This is a genomic window from Streptomyces sp. NPDC098101 (assembly GCF_044760185.1).
Lineage (GTDB): Bacteria > Actinomycetota > Actinomycetes > Streptomycetales > Streptomycetaceae > Streptomyces.
In genome coordinates this window covers 406,106-422,782 of record NZ_JBIWAS010000004.1, presented here as the reverse complement: position 1 = coordinate 422,782, position 16,677 = coordinate 406,106, and the positions used below count along the sequence as shown (strand labels likewise).

Here is a 16,677-nt window from a genome sequence, read left to right as displayed (position 1 = left end):
GAGCAATCTCGCATACGCAGACGTGGAGCGGAGCACCCTGGTGACTGACTCGACCATCATCTACACCCACACCGACGAGGCGCCTGCCCTGGCGACCTACTCGTTCCTGCCCGTGGTCCAGGCGTACGCCTCGCAGGCCGGAGTCACGGTCGAGACGCGGGACATCTCCCTCGCGGGCCGCATCATCGCCGTCTTCCCGGAGTACCTGGAGGAGGGCCAGCGCATCGCCGACGCCCTCTCCGAGCTGGGCGAGCTGGCCAAGACGCCGCAGGCCAACATCATCAAGCTGCCGAACGTCTCGGCGTCCATCCCGCAGCTCAAGGCCGCCGTCGCCGAGCTCCAGGCCCAGGGCTACGCCCTCCCGGCCTACCCGGACGACCCGAAGACCGACGAGGAGCGCGAGATCCGCGCCCGCTACGACAAGATCAAGGGCTCGGCCGTCAACCCGGTCCTGCGCGAGGGCAACTCCGACCGCCGCGCGCCGGCCTCGGTGAAGAACTACGCCAAGGCCCACCCGCACCGCATGGGCGCCTGGACCCCCGAGTCCAAGACGAACGTCGCCACCATGGGCGAGGACGACTTCGCCTCCACGGAGAAGTCCGTCGTCATCGACGCCGACGACACCCTCCGCTTCGAGTTCACCGCCGCCGACGGCACCGTCAGCGAGCTCCGCGAGCCGCTGAAGGTCGTCGCGGGCGAGGTCGTCGACGCCGCCGTCATGCGCGCCGCCGCCCTGCGCACCTTCCTCGGCGAGCAGGTCGCCCGCGCCAAGGCCGAGGGCGTGCTCTTCTCCGTGCACCTCAAGGCCACCATGATGAAGGTCTCCGACCCCATCGTCTTCGGCCACGTCGTGCGCGCCTTCTTCCCGGCGACCTTCGCCAAGTACGGCGAGGCCCTCGTCGCCGCCGGCCTCTCCCCGAACGACGGCCTCGGCTCGATCCTCAACGGCCTGGACGGCGTCCCGCACCTGGGCGCCGAGATCAAGGCCTCCTTCGAGGCCGAGCTCGCCGAGGGCCCCGCCCTCGCGATGGTCGACTCCGACAAGGGCATCACCAACCTGCACGTGCCGTCCGACGTCATCGTCGACGCCTCGATGCCGGCCATGATCCGCACCTCCGGCCACATGTGGGGCCCGGACGGCCAGGAGGCCGACACCCTCGCCGTCCTGCCGGACCACAGCTACTCCGGCGTGTACCAGGCCGTCATCGAGGACTGCCGCGCCCACGGTGCCTTCGACCCGTCGACCATGGGCTCCGTACCCAACGTCGGCCTCATGGCGCAGAAGGCCGAGGAGTACGGCTCCCACGACAAGACCTTCGAGATCGCCGAGGCCGGCACCGTCCGCCTGGTGAACTCCGCGGGCGACGTCGTCCTGGAGCAGGAGGTCGCCGAGGGCGACATCTTCCGCGCCTGCCAGACCAAGGACCTGCCCATCCAGGACTGGGTCAAGCTCGCCGTCACCCGCGCCCGCGCCACCGGCGACCCGGCCGTCTTCTGGCTGGACGCCGAGCGCGCCCACGACGCGCAGCTCATCGCCAAGGTCGAGCGGTACCTGCCGCAGCACGACACCGAGGGCCTGGACATCCGCGTCCTGTCCCCGGTCGAGGCCACGAAGTTCTCCCTGGAGCGCATCCGCCGCGGCGAGAACACCATCTCGGTCACCGGCAACGTCCTGCGCGACTACCTGACCGACCTCTTCCCCATCCTGGAGCTGGGCACCAGCGCCAAGATGCTGTCGGTCGTCCCGCTGATGGCGGGCGGCGGCCTCTTCGAGACCGGCGCCGGCGGCTCCGCCCCGAAGCACGTCCAGCAGCTCGTCAAGGAGAACTACCTCCGCTGGGACAGCCTCGGCGAGTTCTTCGCCCTGGCCGCCTCCTTCGAGCACCTGGCGACCACCACGGGCAACACCCGCGCCCAGGTCCTCGCCGACACCCTCGACCGCGCCACCGGCACCTTCCTCAACGAGGACAAGTCGCCGACCCGTCGCCTCGGCGGCATCGACAACCGCGGCAGCCACTTCTACCTGGCCCTGTACTGGGCCCAGGAGCTGGCCGCGCAGACCGAGGACGCGGAGCTCGCCAAGGCCTTCGCCCCGTTCGCCGAGAAGCTCGCGGCCGACGAGGGCAAGATCGTCGAGGAGCTGATCTCCGTCCAGGGCTCCCCGGCCGAGATCGGCGGCTACTACCAGCCCGACCCGGCCAAGGCCGCGGCCGTGATGCGCCCGTCCGCCACGCTCAACGAGGCCCTCGCGTCCCTCGCCTGATCCGGCGCGCGGCCCCGTACCGCCCCTGCCGGAGTCTCCTCCGGCCGGGGCGGTCCCGTCGGTGGCGCATACGGCATCCGGGTGTGAACCTGGATGGATGAGTTGGGCATCTTGGACGACCACCGGTGTCTACACCGGGCGAGGTGGGGTGCTGACCGACGAGGCCGGGACCGTCACGGGCGATCTGACCGTGCACACCACCTGGACCGAGCGCGAAGCACGTGTGGCCGTGCAGTACAGCGGCGCGTCCGACTGGTTCACCATGTCGGGCAGTCCCGTCCCCTGCGCATCGGAGGAGGAGAGCCGCGAACTCCACGACGCCGTCGTGGAGGCCGTCCGGGAGGGCCGCGGGGCCACGGTCCCGAGACTGCCCGGACCCCTGGTGTAGGACCCGGCACCCCGGTGCCGGGGGCACCCGGACACCGGGAGGACCCGAACACGACACGTATCCGGTACCACGAGAAGTGTTATCCCTCCCGCGCCCACGGGTCTCCGGAAGACGGGGGACACGGACCCGGGACGAGGGAGCAGATCCATGCACAGCGACGAGCGCCGCACCACCGCCCTTGTGGAGGCGGCCGGGGCCGGTGACGTCCACGCCAGGGACGAACTGGTCCGCGCCTACCTGCCGCTCGTCCACAACATCGTCGGCCGCGCCCTCGACGGCCACGCCGACACGGACGACATCGTCCAGGAGACGATGGTCCGCGCCCTCGACGGCCTGCCCGGACTCCGCGACCCCGCCAGGTTCCGGTCCTGGCTCGTCGCCATCGCGATGAACGGGATACGGCGCCGCTGGCGCGAACGCCGGCAGGCCCCCGTCCCCGGCCTCGACCGGGCCGCCGACCTCGCCGACCCGGCCGGCGACTTCACCGAACTCACCATCCTCCGCCTCGGCCTCTCCGGACAGCGCCGCGACGTGGCCCGCGCCACCCGCTGGCTCGACGGGGACGACCGGGAGCTCCTCGCCCTGTGGTGGCTGGAGGCCGCGGGCGAGCTGACCCGCGCCGAACTCGCCGAGGGCCTCGGCGTCCCCCCGCAGCACGCCGCCGTGCGGGTCCAGCGCATGAAGGAGCGCCTGGAGACCGGCCGGGCGGTGGTCCGCGCCCTCGACGCCCTGCCGCCGTGCCCGGAGCTGACGGAGATCCTCGGCCCCTGGGACGGCACCCCGGCCCCGCTCTGGCGCAAACGGATCGCCCGCCACCTGCGCGCCTGCGACGCCTGCACGGCCCGCGCGACGGGCCGCCGGGGCCTCGCCCCCGTCGAGGGCCTCCTCGTCGGCATCGGACTCGTCCCCCCGCTCGGGATCGCCGCCGTCACGGCGACCGGACCCGACCTGGAACCCGTTGGGTACGGGGACGGGGCGGGCGCGCCCCTCGACACGGCCGGTGGGCCCGCCGCCCCCGGGAGCGGCCCCGCAGCCACCGGCGACGGATCCGCCGGCCGGTGGGCGCCCGGGCGCGGGGCGGTCCTCGCCGGGGTCGCCGCCGTCGCCGTGCTCGGGGCCGTCTCCCTCCTCGTACCCTCCGAGCCGGAGGCGCGCGTACGGCCCGGGCGGCCCGTCGCCGCGCCCCCGGCGACCCCCGCGCCGACCACCACGCCCCCGGCCCCGCCGTCCACCACCCCCGCCCCCGCGCCGACGACCACCACCCCGACGCCCCGCCGCACCACCCCGCCCCCGCCGCCGCCCACCCCCGGGGAGCGGGTGACCCGCCTCGTCAACCGGCTCCGGGCGGAGGCCGGGTGCGCCCCGCTGCGCACCGACCCCCGGCTCGTCGCGGCGGCCCGCGCCTACGCCCGCGACATGGTCGCGCGGGGCTACTACGGCCACAGCAGCCCGGAGGGCGACTTCGCGGACGCGCGGATCACCGCCGAGGGGTACGACTGGAGCGCCTGGGCCGAGAACCTGGCCAGGGGCGCGGCCGATCCGGAGGCCGTCGTCGAGGACTGGCGGGACGGCTCGATGCACGAGGAGAACATGCTCGACTGCCGCTACCGGGACACCGGCGTGGCGTCGGTGCCGAGCCCCCGGGGCACGGTCTGGGTGCAGAAGCTGGCCGCGCCCGCCCCCGGCCGGGGATGACGGCCGGATTCAGCGCCGCGCGCCGAAGTTCTGCACCCACCAGGGGCCGCCGGCGTCCAGGGACACCCCGACGCCGATGTCCTCGAAGGCGCAGTTGAGGATGTTCGCCCGGTGGCCGGCGCTCTCCATCCAGTCCGCCACGGCCAGGGCCGGGCTCTTCGGGCCTCGGTGGATGTTCTCCCCCCAGGTCGACCACGCGTAGCCGGCGCTCCTCATCCGGTCGCCCCCGTCCCGGCCCTCCGGGCTGCCGTGCGCGTAGTAGTCGCGGGCGGCCATGTCGTCGGCGTGCGCCTGGGCGGCCGCCCGCAGCCGCTTCTCGGAGCGCAGCCGCCCGCAACCGGCCTCCGCCCGCTCGGCGTTGACGAGGGCGACGACGTCCCTGGCGTACCGCTCGGCCTTCCCGACGCCCGCCGTCCCGCCCCCGGGGACCTGGACGGGCCGCAGCTCCCGCACCTGCGTCCGCGCCTGTCCCGGCCGGAACTCCGGTTCCGGTTCGGCCCGTACGGGCACGGGGGCGGGGGAGGCGGTGGCCGCAGGGCCGCCGGCCGCCGTCGAGGCGAGGTACGCCCCGGCCGCCACCGTGAGCGCGAGGGCCGCCGCTCCCGCGACGGTGACGGCCGTGCGGAAACCCGGGCGGCGGCGCGGCCCGCCTCTGCCACGGTGCCGTCCGCCCGCCCGCGCGGGCCGGTCGGAGTGTCGGGGACGGACGTGGTACCGCATGGGGCTCCGCTCTCTCGCCGGGGTCGCCGGACGGCCGGCGCCGGGGCGAGCCGCCGGGGGCAACGGTGACACCTCTTTCCGGCTCCGGCCGTCCCGACACTCCTCGTCAACCCGGCGCGTCAGCTCACGCGGAAGCCTTTCAGCCCTGCGGAACGACCGCCACCGGGCAGGGAGCCAGATGGAGTGCCGCGTGCGCCACGGATCCGATCCGCGGACCGACGGCCCCCTTCTTGGCCCGCCGCCCGACGACGAGGAGCTGTGCCACCCCCGACTGGGAGAGCAGCACCTGTCCCGCGCTGCCCAGCTCCACGTGCTCCTCGACCCGGACCTCCGGGTACTTCTCCCGCCAGGGGCCGAGCGCCTCGCGCAGCGCCTTCTCCTCGTACGGGACGAGCCCGCCGGCCTCGTCGGCGAGCCGCATCGAGGCCGGGCTGTACGCGTAGAGGGACGGCAGGCTCCACGCCCGTACGGCCCGCACGGACGCCCCGCGCGCGGCGGCGGTCGCGAAGGCGAAGCCGAGGGCGGCGGCGCTGTCCTCCGGGCCGCCGAGCTGACCGACGAGCACGGGCCCGGCGGGCGGTTCGGCCTGCTCGCCGTCGCGGGAGCGGACGGCCACCACGGGGCGGGTGGCGCCGGCGATGATCTGCTGCCCGTACGAGCCGAGCAGGAACCCGGCGACGGGGCCGTGGCCGCGCGAGCCGATGACGAGCATCTCGGCCCGCTCCCCGGTGCCGAGCAGCGCGGCGACGGGGGTGTCGGGCAGCAGCTCGGCCGAGAGCTCCAGACCCGGGTGCCGGCGGGCGATCTCCGCCTCGGCCTCGCGCAGGACCGCGTGCGCGGCCCGCCCCTGGGCCTCGGGGTCCTGCACCAGGGGGAGATCGAGGGGTTCCCAGCGCCAGGCGTGCGCGAGCCGTAGCGGGAGGCCCCGGTGGAGGGCCTCGCGGGCGGCCCAGTCGGCCGCGGCGAGGCTCTCCGGGGAACCGTCCACTCCTGCGACGATCTCACGACTCATCAGACTGCCTCCGTCGGTGCGGTGCCGGGTCCGCCGGCCGGCGGACCCCTTCCCCACCAGCTTGGGCCCAACGGCCGCCCGGCGGCAGGGCCGTACGTCCCGACATGCCGTTCTCCGCCGGGACGGAGGGGTCCGGCCGGGCCCGGCTCAGGCCAGCAGGGTGAGCCGGGCGTGGGTGCCGTTGAGGTAGTGGTCCCCGATGTCCCGGAGCCGGTGGTCCGCCCGCGTCGGGGCGGTGAGGGCGCGGGCGTTGCGCCAGAAGCGGTCGAACCCCGGTCCGCCGCCCCGGGAGTCGGCGCCCGCCGTGCCGTCGACGAGTTCGAGGATGCGGGTGGTGATGTGGACGGCCGCCCGGCCGGTGACGGTCTCGGCGGCCGCGACGAGGACGGAGATGTCGGCGCGCTCCTCCAGGGTCAGCGACCACTCGGTGTGCAGACCGCGGGCGAGGGCGTCCGTCGCCCGCTCCACCACCGCGGCGGCGGCGTGCGCGGCGGTCGCCAGCTCCCCGTAGGCGAGGAGGAGGTACGGGTCGTCCCCGGACCCGACCGGGGCGGCGCCGTCCCCGGCCGCCGGGCCGCCCGCGCCGCCGGCCGGGACCGGTCCGGCCTGGTCGGCGCGGCTGATGTCCCGGGCCTCGGCCAGCGCCCCCTCGGCGATGCCGAGGCCGACCTGGGTGAGGAGCAGCCGCAGGGCGAGCGGGGCGAGGGTGGTGAACGGGGCGACGGCGTGCTCGTCGTGCGGCAGGACGCCGAGGACGTGCTCGGGCGGTACGGGGACGTGGTCGAAGGTGACGGTGCCCGCGCCGGCCAGGCGCTGCCCGACCCGGTCCGTGCCCGCGTCGGTGAACACCCCCGGGTGGGCCGGGTCCACCAGGACGACCAGGAGGTCGCCGGTGCCGCCGGGGCGCGCGCCGACGACGAGCCGGTCGGCCACCGTGACGCCGGACGCGAAGGCGCGGCGCCCGTCGAGGATCCAGCCGCCGCCGCTGCCCTCGGCGGGGGTGAGGGTGAGGCCGGGTTCGGTGGTGGCGCGCGGCGGTTCGACGCCTCCGGCGAGCAGCCAGCGCTCCTCGGCCGTACACACGTCGAGGGCGAGCGGGCGGCGGTGGGCGGCACCCGGCCGTCGTGCGCCGTCCGCTCCGGACGCGTTCTCCGTGCCGGACGGGGTCCCCGCTCCGGACGCGCTCTCCGTGCCGGGCGCGTCCTCCGGCGAGTGCGCGGCGGTCGTCGTGGGCGGGGCGTCCGCCCGGTGGGGGGTGCGCGCCTCGTGCGCCGGGCCGAAGAAGCGGCTGCTCCAGGACAGCGCGTAGTGGTGGGCGAGGAGTTCGCCCACGGAGCTGTCGGCGGCGGAGATCTCCCGTACGACCGCGCACGCGGCCCGCCAGTCGGCGCCCCGCCGGGACGGTCCGGGCGCGGTGAGGAGGGCGGGCAGTCCCGCCTCCTGGAGCCGGGCGACCTCGTCGAAGGGCGCCTTCCCGGCCCGGTCCCTGGCCAGGGCGTCGACGGCGAGGTCGTCGGCGAGCTCCCGGGTGACGCGGGGCCAGATCTCGTCGTCGGCGGGCCGGTCGACGGCGCGGCCCGCCGGTGCGGAGGCGGTGCGTACAGCTGGTCTCTTCGGCGATTTCCTCGGCGTACTCACGTCACCTCACATGATCCCTAGTATCCCCACTGGAATAGTAGGGATAGTGGCAGAGGTGACCGCCCCTCCCCAAGAGGCGTCCGCAGGCTGGACAAGGCCGTCTTGACCGATGAGACGGGGTCAAGTCCGCGCAGGTCGCGCGGGGTTGACTCGGTGGATCAGGGGTTGGTCCAGGCCTCCGGATCGTCGGCGAGCGCGACGATCCCGGCCGGCAGCTTCGCCGCCGCCACCTCCGCGAGCGAGACCCCGAGCACCTCGCGGACCCCCGCCCGGAGCGCGATCCACAGCGTCAGGAGCGACTCGGCGGGCCCCGTGTACGACAGCTCCGGCGGCCGCTCCCCGCGCACGGAGACCAGCGGGCCGTCCACGCAGCGGATGACCTCCGCGACCGAGATGGTCTCGGCGGGCCTGGCCAGCCAGTACCCGCCGTTGCCGCCGCGCTGGCTCTGCACCAGGCCGCCCTTGCGCATGTCCCCGAGGATGCCCTCCAGGAACTTGTGCGAGATGCCCTGGTCCTCCGCGATGGCCTCGGCCTTCAGCGGACCCGCGTCCCGGGCGGCGGCGAGCTGGAGGGCGGCACGCACCGCGTAGTCGGCCCTGGCTGAAATGCGCATGGGCGCATTATTCCGTACGGTCGGGACGGATCACGCGCCCGTGGGGCGTGCCGTACCGCTCGCCCGTGGGACGCCCCGTACCACGCGGTGAGACGAGCCGTACCGCACCCTTGACGCCGTCCGTGACCGGCCGGACACTCATGGACGGGAAAACCGAGCGAACGGGTAGGAAAACATGGGACGCACCGGCCGGAGGGACACCGCATCCGCCGCGCTCCTCCCGCGTTCCCTGCCCCTGACGTCCCGCCGCCACATCGATCTGCTGCGGGTCTGCAGCGCCGCGTAGTCGCCGTCGCCTCCCGGGCGGCCGTACGCGCCTCCGCCCGCCGGGCCCCCTTCGCCGCGGTCCGTCTGCCTCCTCCTGTACGCACCTCCGCCGATCCGGGCCCGCCCGGCCGGCACCGTCGTCGCGCCGCCGCGACCGACGCCGCCGCGCGCCGCCCCGCACCGGCACCGAGCACCCCCGAGGGAGAAGCATGTCCGTCGTCCCGTCCTCGCTGCTGCCCGCCTCCGCCGCGCCCGCCTTCCGCGGCCGCATCGGCCGCGACGTGCGCAGCGGCCACTACGCCGTACCGCACCGCTACCGCCTCCACGTCGCCCCGTCCAGTCCCGGCTGTCTGAGCATCGCCCTCACCCACGGCCTCCTCGGACTCGACGACACCCTCCCGCTCACCGTCCTGCCCGACACCCCGGACGCCCCCGACGGCGGATACGCCGCGCTCCGCCCGCTGTACGAGGCCAGCGCCCACCTGTACGACGGCCCCGCCTCCGCGCCCGTCCTCAGCGACGGCTGGACCGGCCGGATCGTCACCACCCACGTCCCCGACATCCTCCGCGACCTCGCCCTGCGCTTCCGCGGCGACGGCCCCGACCTGCTGCCGGAGGAGCACCGCGCCGAGACCGACGCCGTCGCCGACCTGTGCGAGCTGAGCGTCAACCGGGCCGCCCAGCGGGCCGGTGAACTCGGGCTCGACGACCGGGCCGCCCACCACGAGCCCCTCGGCGTCCTCTTCGCCGCCCTCGGTTCCCTGGAAGACCGCCTCGCCCACCGGCCGTACGTCCTCGGCGACGGGCCGACCCTCGCCGACGTCCACGTCTGGGTCACCCTCGTCCAGCTCGACACCGTCCACCGCTGGCACCTGGACGCCGCCGCCATGGAACGCGTCGCCGGCCACCCCGCCCTCTGGGCCTACGCCCAACGCCTCGCCGCGCGCCCTGAGTTCGCCCGCCACCTCGACATCGACGCCGTCCTGCGCCGCCACCGCTCGCACTGCCGGGGCCGGGAGGCGGCGGGCGCGGGGATCCGCATCGTCGACTGGTCGGCCGCCCCGCGCTGACGGCCCGGCAACGGGGTCCGGGGAGCGGGCGCCCCGGACCCCGGCGTCCCCGCGCCCTCCCGTTCCGTCACCCACCGTGTCCGCGCGGGTCGCGGGCGTGGCCGACGGCCGCCAGTATGGAGCGACGCAGGAACAGGAGGACGCCATGCTGCTGCCCGACAGGAACACGGTCGACCGGTTGCTCCGGCACTACCGCGCCCAGGAGCGGACCGTGCTCGCCCGGCCCCGCGACCTGTCGGCCCTCCGGCGCTTCGAGGACACGGCGTACACCCTCTGCGTCCTGATGGGGGAGCGCAGCGCCCGCGCGGCGGTCCGCGCCGCCGAACGGTACGTGACCGGGAACCGCGCCCCGGCCCGGCCGGCCCTGGAGGGCCTGCCCGGAGCCTGACCCCGGGCCCGGTCCCTTCCGCGCCGCCGGGGGAGACCCGTACCGGCGGAGGAGACTTGTACCGCCGGGGGAGACCCGTACCGCCGCAAGAGATCAGGAATCGAGAAGCGTCACCACCGTGCCCCCGTTAGCGTGACGGTCATGGGCATCGCGGCCCCCGCCGAGCGGGACCGGACGCGATGGACCACCCTTTCGGCCCCGCGCGACAGCTGGAGACACGATGAGCAAGGCCCCCCGGTCGGACGAGCAGACGTCCGTGCCGCACGCCGCCGACCGCCACGACCTGATCCGGGTGCACGGAGCGCGCGAGAACAACCTCAAGGACGTCAGCATCGAGATCCCGAAGCGCCGCCTCACGGTCTTCACCGGCGTCTCCGGCTCGGGCAAGAGCTCCCTCGTCTTCGACACCGTCGCCGCCGAGTCGCAGCGGCTGATCAACGAGACCTACAGCTCCTTCGTCCAGGGCTTCATGCCGACCCTCGCCCGGCCCGAGGTCGACGTCCTCGAAGGCCTGACCACCGCGATCATCGTCGACCAGCAGCGCCTCGGCGCCGACCCGCGCTCCACGGTCGGCACCGCCACCGACGCCAACGCGATGCTCCGCATCCTCTTCAGCCGCCTCGGCAAGCCCCACATCGGCCCGCCGGGCGCGTACTCCTTCAACGTCCCCTCCGTGCGGGCGAGCGGCGCGATCACCGTCGAGAAGGGCGCCAAGAAGGCTGTGAAGGCCACCTTCGAGCGCACCGGCGGCATGTGTACGCGCTGCGAGGGCCGGGGCACCGTCTCCGACATCGACCTCACCCAGCTCTACGACGACTCCAAGTCCCTGGACGAGGGCGCGCTCACCATCCCCGGCTACACCGTCGGCGGCTGGAACTACCGCCTCTACACCGAGTCCGGCCTCGTCGACCCGGCCAAGCCCATCCGCTCGTACACCAAGAAGGAGCAGGAGGCCTTCCTCCACCAGGAGCCGACCCGGATGAAGATCGCGGGCATCAACATGACCTACGAAGGTCTGATCCCCCGCATCCAGAAGTCCTTCCTGGCCAAGGACAAGGAGGGGATGCAGCCCCACATCCGGGCGTTCGTGGAGCGGGCCGTCACCTTCACCACCTGCCCCGAGTGCGACGGGACCCGGCTCGCCGAGGGCGCCCGCGCCTCGAAGATCGGGAAGATCAGCATCGCCGACGCCTGCGCGATGCAGATCAGCGACCTGGCCGCCTGGGTCCGCGGCCTCGACGAGCCCTCGGTCGCCCCGCTGCTCACCGCGCTCCAGCTGACCCTCGACTCCTTCGTGGAGATCGGCCTCGGCTACCTCTCCCTCGACCGCCCGGCGGGCACCCTCTCCGGCGGCGAGGCGCAGCGCGTCAAGATGATCCGCCACCTCGGCTCCTCGCTCACCGACGTCACCTACGTCTTCGACGAGCCGACCGTCGGTCTCCACCCCCACGACATCCAGCGGATGAACGACCTCCTGCTCCAGCTCCGCGACAAGGGCAACACGGTCCTCGTCGTCGAGCACAAGCCGGAGGCCATCGCCATCGCCGACCACGTCGTGGACCTCGGCCCCGGCGCCGGCACGGCCGGCGGCACCGTCTGCTTCGAGGGCACCGTCGAGGGCCTGCGGGCCTCCGGCACCGTCACCGGCCGCCACCTCGACGACCGCGCGTCCCTCAAGGACGCGGTGCGCGAGCCCACCGGCGCCCTGGAGATCCGCGGCGCGTCCGCGCACAACCTGCGGGACGTCGACGTCGACGTCCCCCTCGGGGTCCTCACCGTCGTCACCGGCGTCGCGGGCTCCGGCAAGAGCTCCCTCGTGCACGGCTCGCTCCCCGCCGGCGAGGAGGTGATCTCCGTCGACCAGAGCCCGATCCGCGGCTCCCGGCGCAGCAACCCCGCCACGTACACCGGGCTGCTCGAACCGATCCGCAAGGCCTTCGCCAAGGCCAACGGCGTCAAGCCGGCCCTCTTCAGCGCCAACTCCGAGGGCGCCTGCCCCACCTGCAACGGCGCCGGCGTCATCTACACCGACCTCGGCATGATGGCCGGCACCTCCTCCACCTGCGAGGACTGCGAGGGCAAGCGGTTCCAGGCCTCGGTGCTCGAATACCTCCTCGGCGGCCGGGACATCAGCGAGGTCCTCGCGATGTCCGTGACCGAGGCCGGGGAGTTCTTCGGCTCCGGCGAGGCCGCCACCCCGGCCGCGCAGCGGATCCTCGCCCGGCTCGCCGACGTCGGCCTCGGCTACCTGACCCTCGGCCAGCCGCTCACCACGCTCTCCGGCGGCGAGCGGCAGCGGCTCAAGCTGGCCACCCACATGGGCGAGAAGGGCGGGATCTACGTCCTGGACGAGCCGACCACCGGCCTCCACCTCGCCGACGTCGAGCAGCTCCTCGGCCTGCTCGACCGGCTCGTGGACTCCGGCAAGTCCGTCATCGTCGTCGAGCACCACCAGGCGGTCATGGCGCACGCCGACTGGATCATCGACCTCGGCCCCGGCGCCGGCCACGACGGCGGCCTGATCGTCTTCGAGGGCACCCCCGCCGACCTGGTCGCCGCCCGCTCCACCCTCACGGGGGAGCACCTCGCGGAGTACGTGGGGGCCTGACCGGGGGCGGGGTGCGGGGCGGGGGCGGTCGCGCGGGGCCCCGATCGGGCCGGGTCGGACCGTACGGCCCGGTGCCACCGGCGCCGCGCGACCGCCCGCCCGCGTCTGGGCACGGCCCCGCGCCTCCGCGCTCCTCACCCCGTGCCCCTCACTCCTGCCCGGAGTCGCCCGTGCCCGACCGGCGTCGCCATCCCCACAGCGCGAGCGCCGCCGCGCAGGCCGCGCCGATCAGGCCCAGCGGGAGGCCGGCCGACGCGTCCGGGGCCGTCGCCGCGGCGGCCTCGCCGGGGTCGCCCCCGGCCGGGGCGGTCCGCGCCGGTGCGCCCTGGGCGGGGTCGCCCGGTGCCGACGCGTCCTGTGCCGGAGCCTCCTTCGCGGAGGGGGCCGACGCCGGGGCGTTCCGTGCCGGGGCGCCCTGCGAGGGGGCGCCCTTCGCGGGGGCGTCCTTCGTGCCCGCGTCCCCGGCGGGCGCCGTTCCCGCCTCCGCCCCCGCCGCCACGGCCCGGGCGTCCGCCTCGGCCTTCGGGCGCTCCGGCAGCAGGGAGCCCACCGGCTGGACGCGCTCCGCCGCGTCGAAGCCCCAGTCGAGCAGGGACCGCGCCTCCTCGTACACGGCGTATCCGCCGCCCTCCTGGGGGTTCATCACCGAGACGACCAGGGTCCGGTCGCCCCGCTTGGCCGCGGAGACCAGCGTGTTGCCCGCGTTGCTCGTGTAGCCGTTCTTGATGCCGATGAGCCCGGGGTAGCGGTCCACCCCGTTCTCCCCGGTCAGGAGCCGGTTGGTGTTGGCGATGCCGTACGACCACGAGCCCGCCGGGAAGTCCGCGTACCGCGTCGAGCAGTAGCGGACGAACGCGGGATCCTGGAGACCGGCCCGGCCGAAGACCGCCAGGTCATACGCGGAGGACACCTGCCCCGGCGCGTCGTAGCCGTCCGGGGACACCACGTGGGTGTCGTTCGCCCCCAGGGAGCGGGCCTTCTCCTGCATCTTCCGGGCCATCGAGTCCCAGCCGCCGTTCATCGCGGCGAGCACGTGCACCGCGTCGTTCCCGGAGCTGAGGAAGACGCCGTTCCACAGGTCCGAGACCTTGTACGTGTACCCCTCCTTGATCCCGACCAGGCTGCTGCCCGCCCCGATGCCGGTCAGCTCGGAATCGGCCACGGTGTGCCGCTCGGAGGGGTCGTGGTGGGGGAGCGCGGTGAGGGCGAACAGCGCCTTGAGCGTGCTGGCGGGCGGCAGCTTCCGGTGCGCGTTCCGGGCGGCGAGCACCTCGCCCGTGGACGCGTCCGCGACCACCCACGACAGCGCGGAGGCCGAGGGCAGCCGGGGCGCGCCCGCCAGCGGCTGCACCTGCACGCCCGACCGGTCGAGCCGGGCCGGGTCGACGTGCCGGCGCACGGGCGGGGCGGGTTCCCCGACGGCGGAGGAGACGGACGGGACCGTGGGGGCGGGGGAGGCGACGGCCGCCGGAACGGGCAGCACGAACAGCAGGGCCGCGGAACCGGCGGCAGCGTGACGGACAGCTGACGTGACGATCATTCGGCCACCGTAGGGAGGAGGGGGCGAACCCGCAGATCGAAGTGAGCCGACCGGGGGAGCGGGCGTGGCGTACGGCGGCGCGTCGTGGGCCGACCGGGTGGTCCGGACCGGCGCCGGGCGCGCGGGGATCGCGGGTGACGCGCCCTCACACCCGTACGGGAGCACCCCCGTTCCGCACCGGAGCACCCTGCGCGCAGGCCTGTCACCGCTTCCCCCGAGCCGTCCTGCCGGGGATCCCGCCCTGCCGGACAACTCCGCACGGGAACACCGTGGTTGACCGTAGGATCTGACCCCTCGCGTGCCGTCCCGGCCCGTCTCCGCAGTCAGGAGTCCCTTCCGTGAACACCGCGAACGACACGAACACCGCGAACACCGCGAACGACGTGCATACACCGCACTCCGCCGACGGCGCCTCCGCCCGGCCGCCCCACCGCCCCGACCCGGCGGGCGGCTGCCCGCACGCGGACAACGCGCGGCTGCTCGCCGAGGGCGCCGTGGCCCGGGTGGTCCTGCCCGGCGAGGTCGAGGGCATGGCGGTACTGGGCCACGACGCGCTCCGCGAGTTCCTCTCCCACCCCGACGTAGCCAAGGACGCCCGGCACTTCACCGCCCTCGCCGAGGGCCGCATACCCGAAGGGTGGCCGCTGCGGACCTTCGCCACCGTCCCCGGCATGACCACCGCGGACGGCGCCGACCACCGCCGGCTGCGCACCCTGGTCAGCAGCGCCTTCACGGCCCGCCGGGTCGAGGAGCTCCGCCCCCGCGTCGAAGCGGTCACCGCCGGACTCCTCGACGACCTCGCCGGGGCCGCCGAAGCGGGCGGCGGCGTCGCCGACCTGCGCCGGCACTACGCGCTGCCGCTGCCGCTCGGCGTCATCTGCGAACTCTTCGGCGTCGACCCCGCCCACCAGGACCGGCTGCACCGCCTCTCCAGCCTGGTCGTCGCCACCGACACCGAGCCCGCGCGGGCCGTCGCCGCCAACCAGGAACTCGTCGCGCTCCTGGCCTCCGTCGTCACCGCCAAGTCCGCCGCCCCCGGCGACGACCTCACCAGCGCCCTCATCGCCGCCCACGGCGAGGACGGCGACCGGCTCAGCGGGCCCGAGCTCATCGGCACCCTGCTCCTGATGATCATCGCGGGCCACGAGACCACCCTGAACCTGATCACCAACGCGGTCCGGGCGCTCTGCGCCCACCGCGACCAGCTCGCCCTGGTCGTCGAGGGCCGCGCGACCTGGGCGGACGTGGTGGAGGAGACCCTCCGCTGGGACAGCCCGGTCAGCTACTTCCCGTTCCGCTACCCGACCCGCGACCTCACCGTCGACGGCACCCTCATCCCCCGGGGCACCCCCGTCCTGGCCGGGTACTCGGCGGCGGGTCGCGACACCAAGGCGCACGGCCCGGACGCCGACCGCTTCGACGTCACCCGCGCCACGACGGCGAAGCACCTTTCCCTCGGGCACGGCCCCCACTACTGCCTGGGCGCCCCGCTCGCCCGTCTGGAGGCCACGACCGCCCTGGAGGCCCTCTTCACCCGCTTCCCCGCGCTCGACCTGGCCGTCCCGGAGGACGGCCTGACCCGCCACGCCGGGTTCGTCGGCAACAGCGTCCGCACGCTCCCGGTCAGACTGTCCGTCTGACGCAGGACCGCAGCGAGGAGACGACGCGCAGCAGCCGGTCCTCGTTCCCGGCGAGGCCGGCCGCGCGGAGCGCCTCGTCGGCCTCCGCCATGGGACGGACGAGCATGGCCCCCGCGTACGGGGCGAGCCGCGGGTCCTCGAGGACGGCCCGGGTGGATTCGAGCAGCCGCAGATACGCCTGGGCCGCCGCGCGCTCGTCGGCGGTGATCGTGGTCATGTCGGGCTCCCTCTCGACAGTTCGGCTCCCACCACCTTCTCGCACGCCTCTGACAATCCGGCTCAGCCCCGCCCGCCGAGGTGCGCCGCCAGCCGTTCCAGGAAGGCCTGTTGCCCCGCGACGAGCAGCGGAGCCGCCGCCTCCGGGGCGAACCAGCCGACCCGGTCGATCTCCGGGAACTCCTCCAGGCGGCCGGAGCGCGGCGGCCACTCCAGGGTGAAGGTGCCCGGCACGACCAGGTCCGGGTCCAGGTCGCCCTCGACGGCCCAGGCGGTGACGAGCTTCCCGTTGCGCTGCCGGCTCTCCCCGAGGTCGATCCAGTCGCCCTCGGGGGCGTCGAGGCCCAGCTCCTCCCGGAACTCCCGGCGGGCCGCCGCGCCGGGCGCCTCGTTCGGCTCGTACTCCCCCTTGGGGATCGACCAGGCGCCCTCCTCGCGGGACGCCCAGAAGGGCCCGCCCATGTGACCGATGAGGACCTCGACGCCCCCGTCCGCCGTCCGGCGGAAGACCAGGAGACCCGCGCTGCGTTTGACCGGCATGGGACCCAGTGTGTCCGAAGGCCCCCGCCCGCGCAGCCCGCCGGGACGCCCCCGATGGTGTGCCCCGGCGCACGTCCG

The 16,677-nt window shown here is 74.9% G+C and carries 14 protein-coding genes; 7 read left to right on the top strand and 7 right to left on the bottom strand.

Annotation, left to right across the window (positions count from 1 at the left end; translation table 11 throughout):
• Window positions 1-40 precede the first annotated feature (40 nt).
• The 3 genes from ACIQVI_RS20480 to ACIQVI_RS20470 all read left to right on the top strand — a co-directional run bounded on the left by ACIQVI_RS20480 (window position 41) and on the right by ACIQVI_RS20470 (window position 4,346).
• Window positions 41-2,263: an NADP-dependent isocitrate dehydrogenase gene (locus tag ACIQVI_RS20480; protein ID WP_351972025.1), complete on the top strand. Its 2,223-nt coding sequence runs from the start codon at window positions 41-43 to the stop codon at window positions 2,261-2,263.
• 97 nt (window positions 2,264-2,360) lie between these two features.
• Window positions 2,361-2,651 (top strand): hypothetical protein, encoded by a 291-nt coding sequence (locus ACIQVI_RS20475; RefSeq protein ID WP_351974144.1) that lies wholly within the window; start codon window positions 2,361-2,363, stop codon window positions 2,649-2,651.
• A 147-nt stretch (window positions 2,652-2,798) separates the two neighbouring features.
• Window positions 2,799-4,346, top strand: coding sequence for a sigma-70 family RNA polymerase sigma factor (locus ACIQVI_RS20470; RefSeq protein ID WP_403597708.1), 1,548 nt, complete (start codon window positions 2,799-2,801; stop codon window positions 4,344-4,346).
• Window positions 4,347-4,355: 9 nt separating this feature from the next.
• Here the strand turns inward: ACIQVI_RS20470 and ACIQVI_RS20465 are convergent, their stop codons facing one another.
• The 4 genes from ACIQVI_RS20465 to ACIQVI_RS20450 all read right to left on the bottom strand — a co-directional run bounded on the left by ACIQVI_RS20465 (window position 4,356) and on the right by ACIQVI_RS20450 (window position 8,330).
• A complete protein-coding gene (locus tag ACIQVI_RS20465; protein WP_403597705.1) occupies window positions 4,356-5,066 on the bottom strand; it encodes a CAP domain-containing protein in 711 nt (236 codons plus the stop codon).
• A 139-nt stretch (window positions 5,067-5,205) separates the two neighbouring features.
• Window positions 5,206-6,078, bottom strand: a complete 873-nt coding sequence (locus ACIQVI_RS20460; protein ID WP_403597702.1) for a universal stress protein — start codon at window positions 6,076-6,078, stop codon at window positions 5,206-5,208.
• A 147-nt stretch (window positions 6,079-6,225) separates the two neighbouring features.
• Complete coding sequence (locus ACIQVI_RS20455) at window positions 6,226-7,716, bottom strand: acyl-CoA dehydrogenase (RefSeq protein ID WP_403597699.1); 1,491 nt, start codon at window positions 7,714-7,716, stop codon at window positions 6,226-6,228.
• 158 nt (window positions 7,717-7,874) lie between these two features.
• A complete protein-coding gene (locus tag ACIQVI_RS20450; RefSeq protein WP_121833568.1) occupies window positions 7,875-8,330 on the bottom strand; it encodes an Rrf2 family transcriptional regulator in 456 nt (151 codons plus the stop codon).
• Window positions 8,331-8,806: 476 nt separating this feature from the next.
• On the opposite strand from ACIQVI_RS20450, the gene ACIQVI_RS20445 reads away from it, so the two are divergent.
• The 3 genes from ACIQVI_RS20445 to ACIQVI_RS20435 all read left to right on the top strand — a co-directional run bounded on the left by ACIQVI_RS20445 (window position 8,807) and on the right by ACIQVI_RS20435 (window position 12,663).
• A complete protein-coding gene (locus ACIQVI_RS20445; RefSeq protein ID WP_403597696.1) occupies window positions 8,807-9,667 on the top strand; it encodes a glutathione S-transferase C-terminal domain-containing protein in 861 nt (286 codons plus the stop codon).
• A 76-nt stretch (window positions 9,668-9,743) separates the two neighbouring features.
• Window positions 9,744-10,055, top strand: coding sequence for a DUF5133 domain-containing protein (locus ACIQVI_RS20440; RefSeq protein ID WP_351972640.1), 312 nt, complete (start codon window positions 9,744-9,746; stop codon window positions 10,053-10,055).
• Between the two features lie 220 nt (window positions 10,056-10,275).
• A complete protein-coding gene (locus tag ACIQVI_RS20435) occupies window positions 10,276-12,663 on the top strand; it encodes an ATP-binding cassette domain-containing protein (protein WP_403597691.1) in 2,388 nt (795 codons plus the stop codon).
• 148 nt (window positions 12,664-12,811) lie between these two features.
• Here ACIQVI_RS20435 and ACIQVI_RS20430 read toward each other — a convergent pair whose 3' ends face one another.
• Complete coding sequence (locus tag ACIQVI_RS20430; RefSeq protein WP_403597688.1) at window positions 12,812-14,203, bottom strand: serine hydrolase; 1,392 nt, start codon at window positions 14,201-14,203, stop codon at window positions 12,812-12,814.
• A gap of 383 nt (window positions 14,204-14,586) precedes the next feature.
• On the opposite strand from ACIQVI_RS20430, the gene ACIQVI_RS20425 reads away from it, so the two are divergent.
• Window positions 14,587-15,843: a cytochrome P450 gene (locus ACIQVI_RS20425; protein WP_403598726.1), complete on the top strand. Its 1,257-nt coding sequence runs from the start codon at window positions 14,587-14,589 to the stop codon at window positions 15,841-15,843.
• Here ACIQVI_RS20425 and ACIQVI_RS20420 read toward each other — a convergent pair.
• Both ACIQVI_RS20420 and ACIQVI_RS20415 read right to left on the bottom strand, forming a co-directional pair.
• Window positions 15,827-16,060, bottom strand: coding sequence for a hypothetical protein (locus tag ACIQVI_RS20420; RefSeq protein ID WP_351972637.1), 234 nt, complete (start codon window positions 16,058-16,060; stop codon window positions 15,827-15,829). The two genes, ACIQVI_RS20425 and ACIQVI_RS20420, sit on opposite strands and share 17 nt — an antisense overlap.
• Before the next feature lie 62 nt (window positions 16,061-16,122).
• Complete coding sequence (locus ACIQVI_RS20415) at window positions 16,123-16,599, bottom strand: NUDIX domain-containing protein (RefSeq protein WP_403597685.1); 477 nt, start codon at window positions 16,597-16,599, stop codon at window positions 16,123-16,125.
• Between the last annotated feature and the right edge of the window lie 78 nt (window positions 16,600-16,677).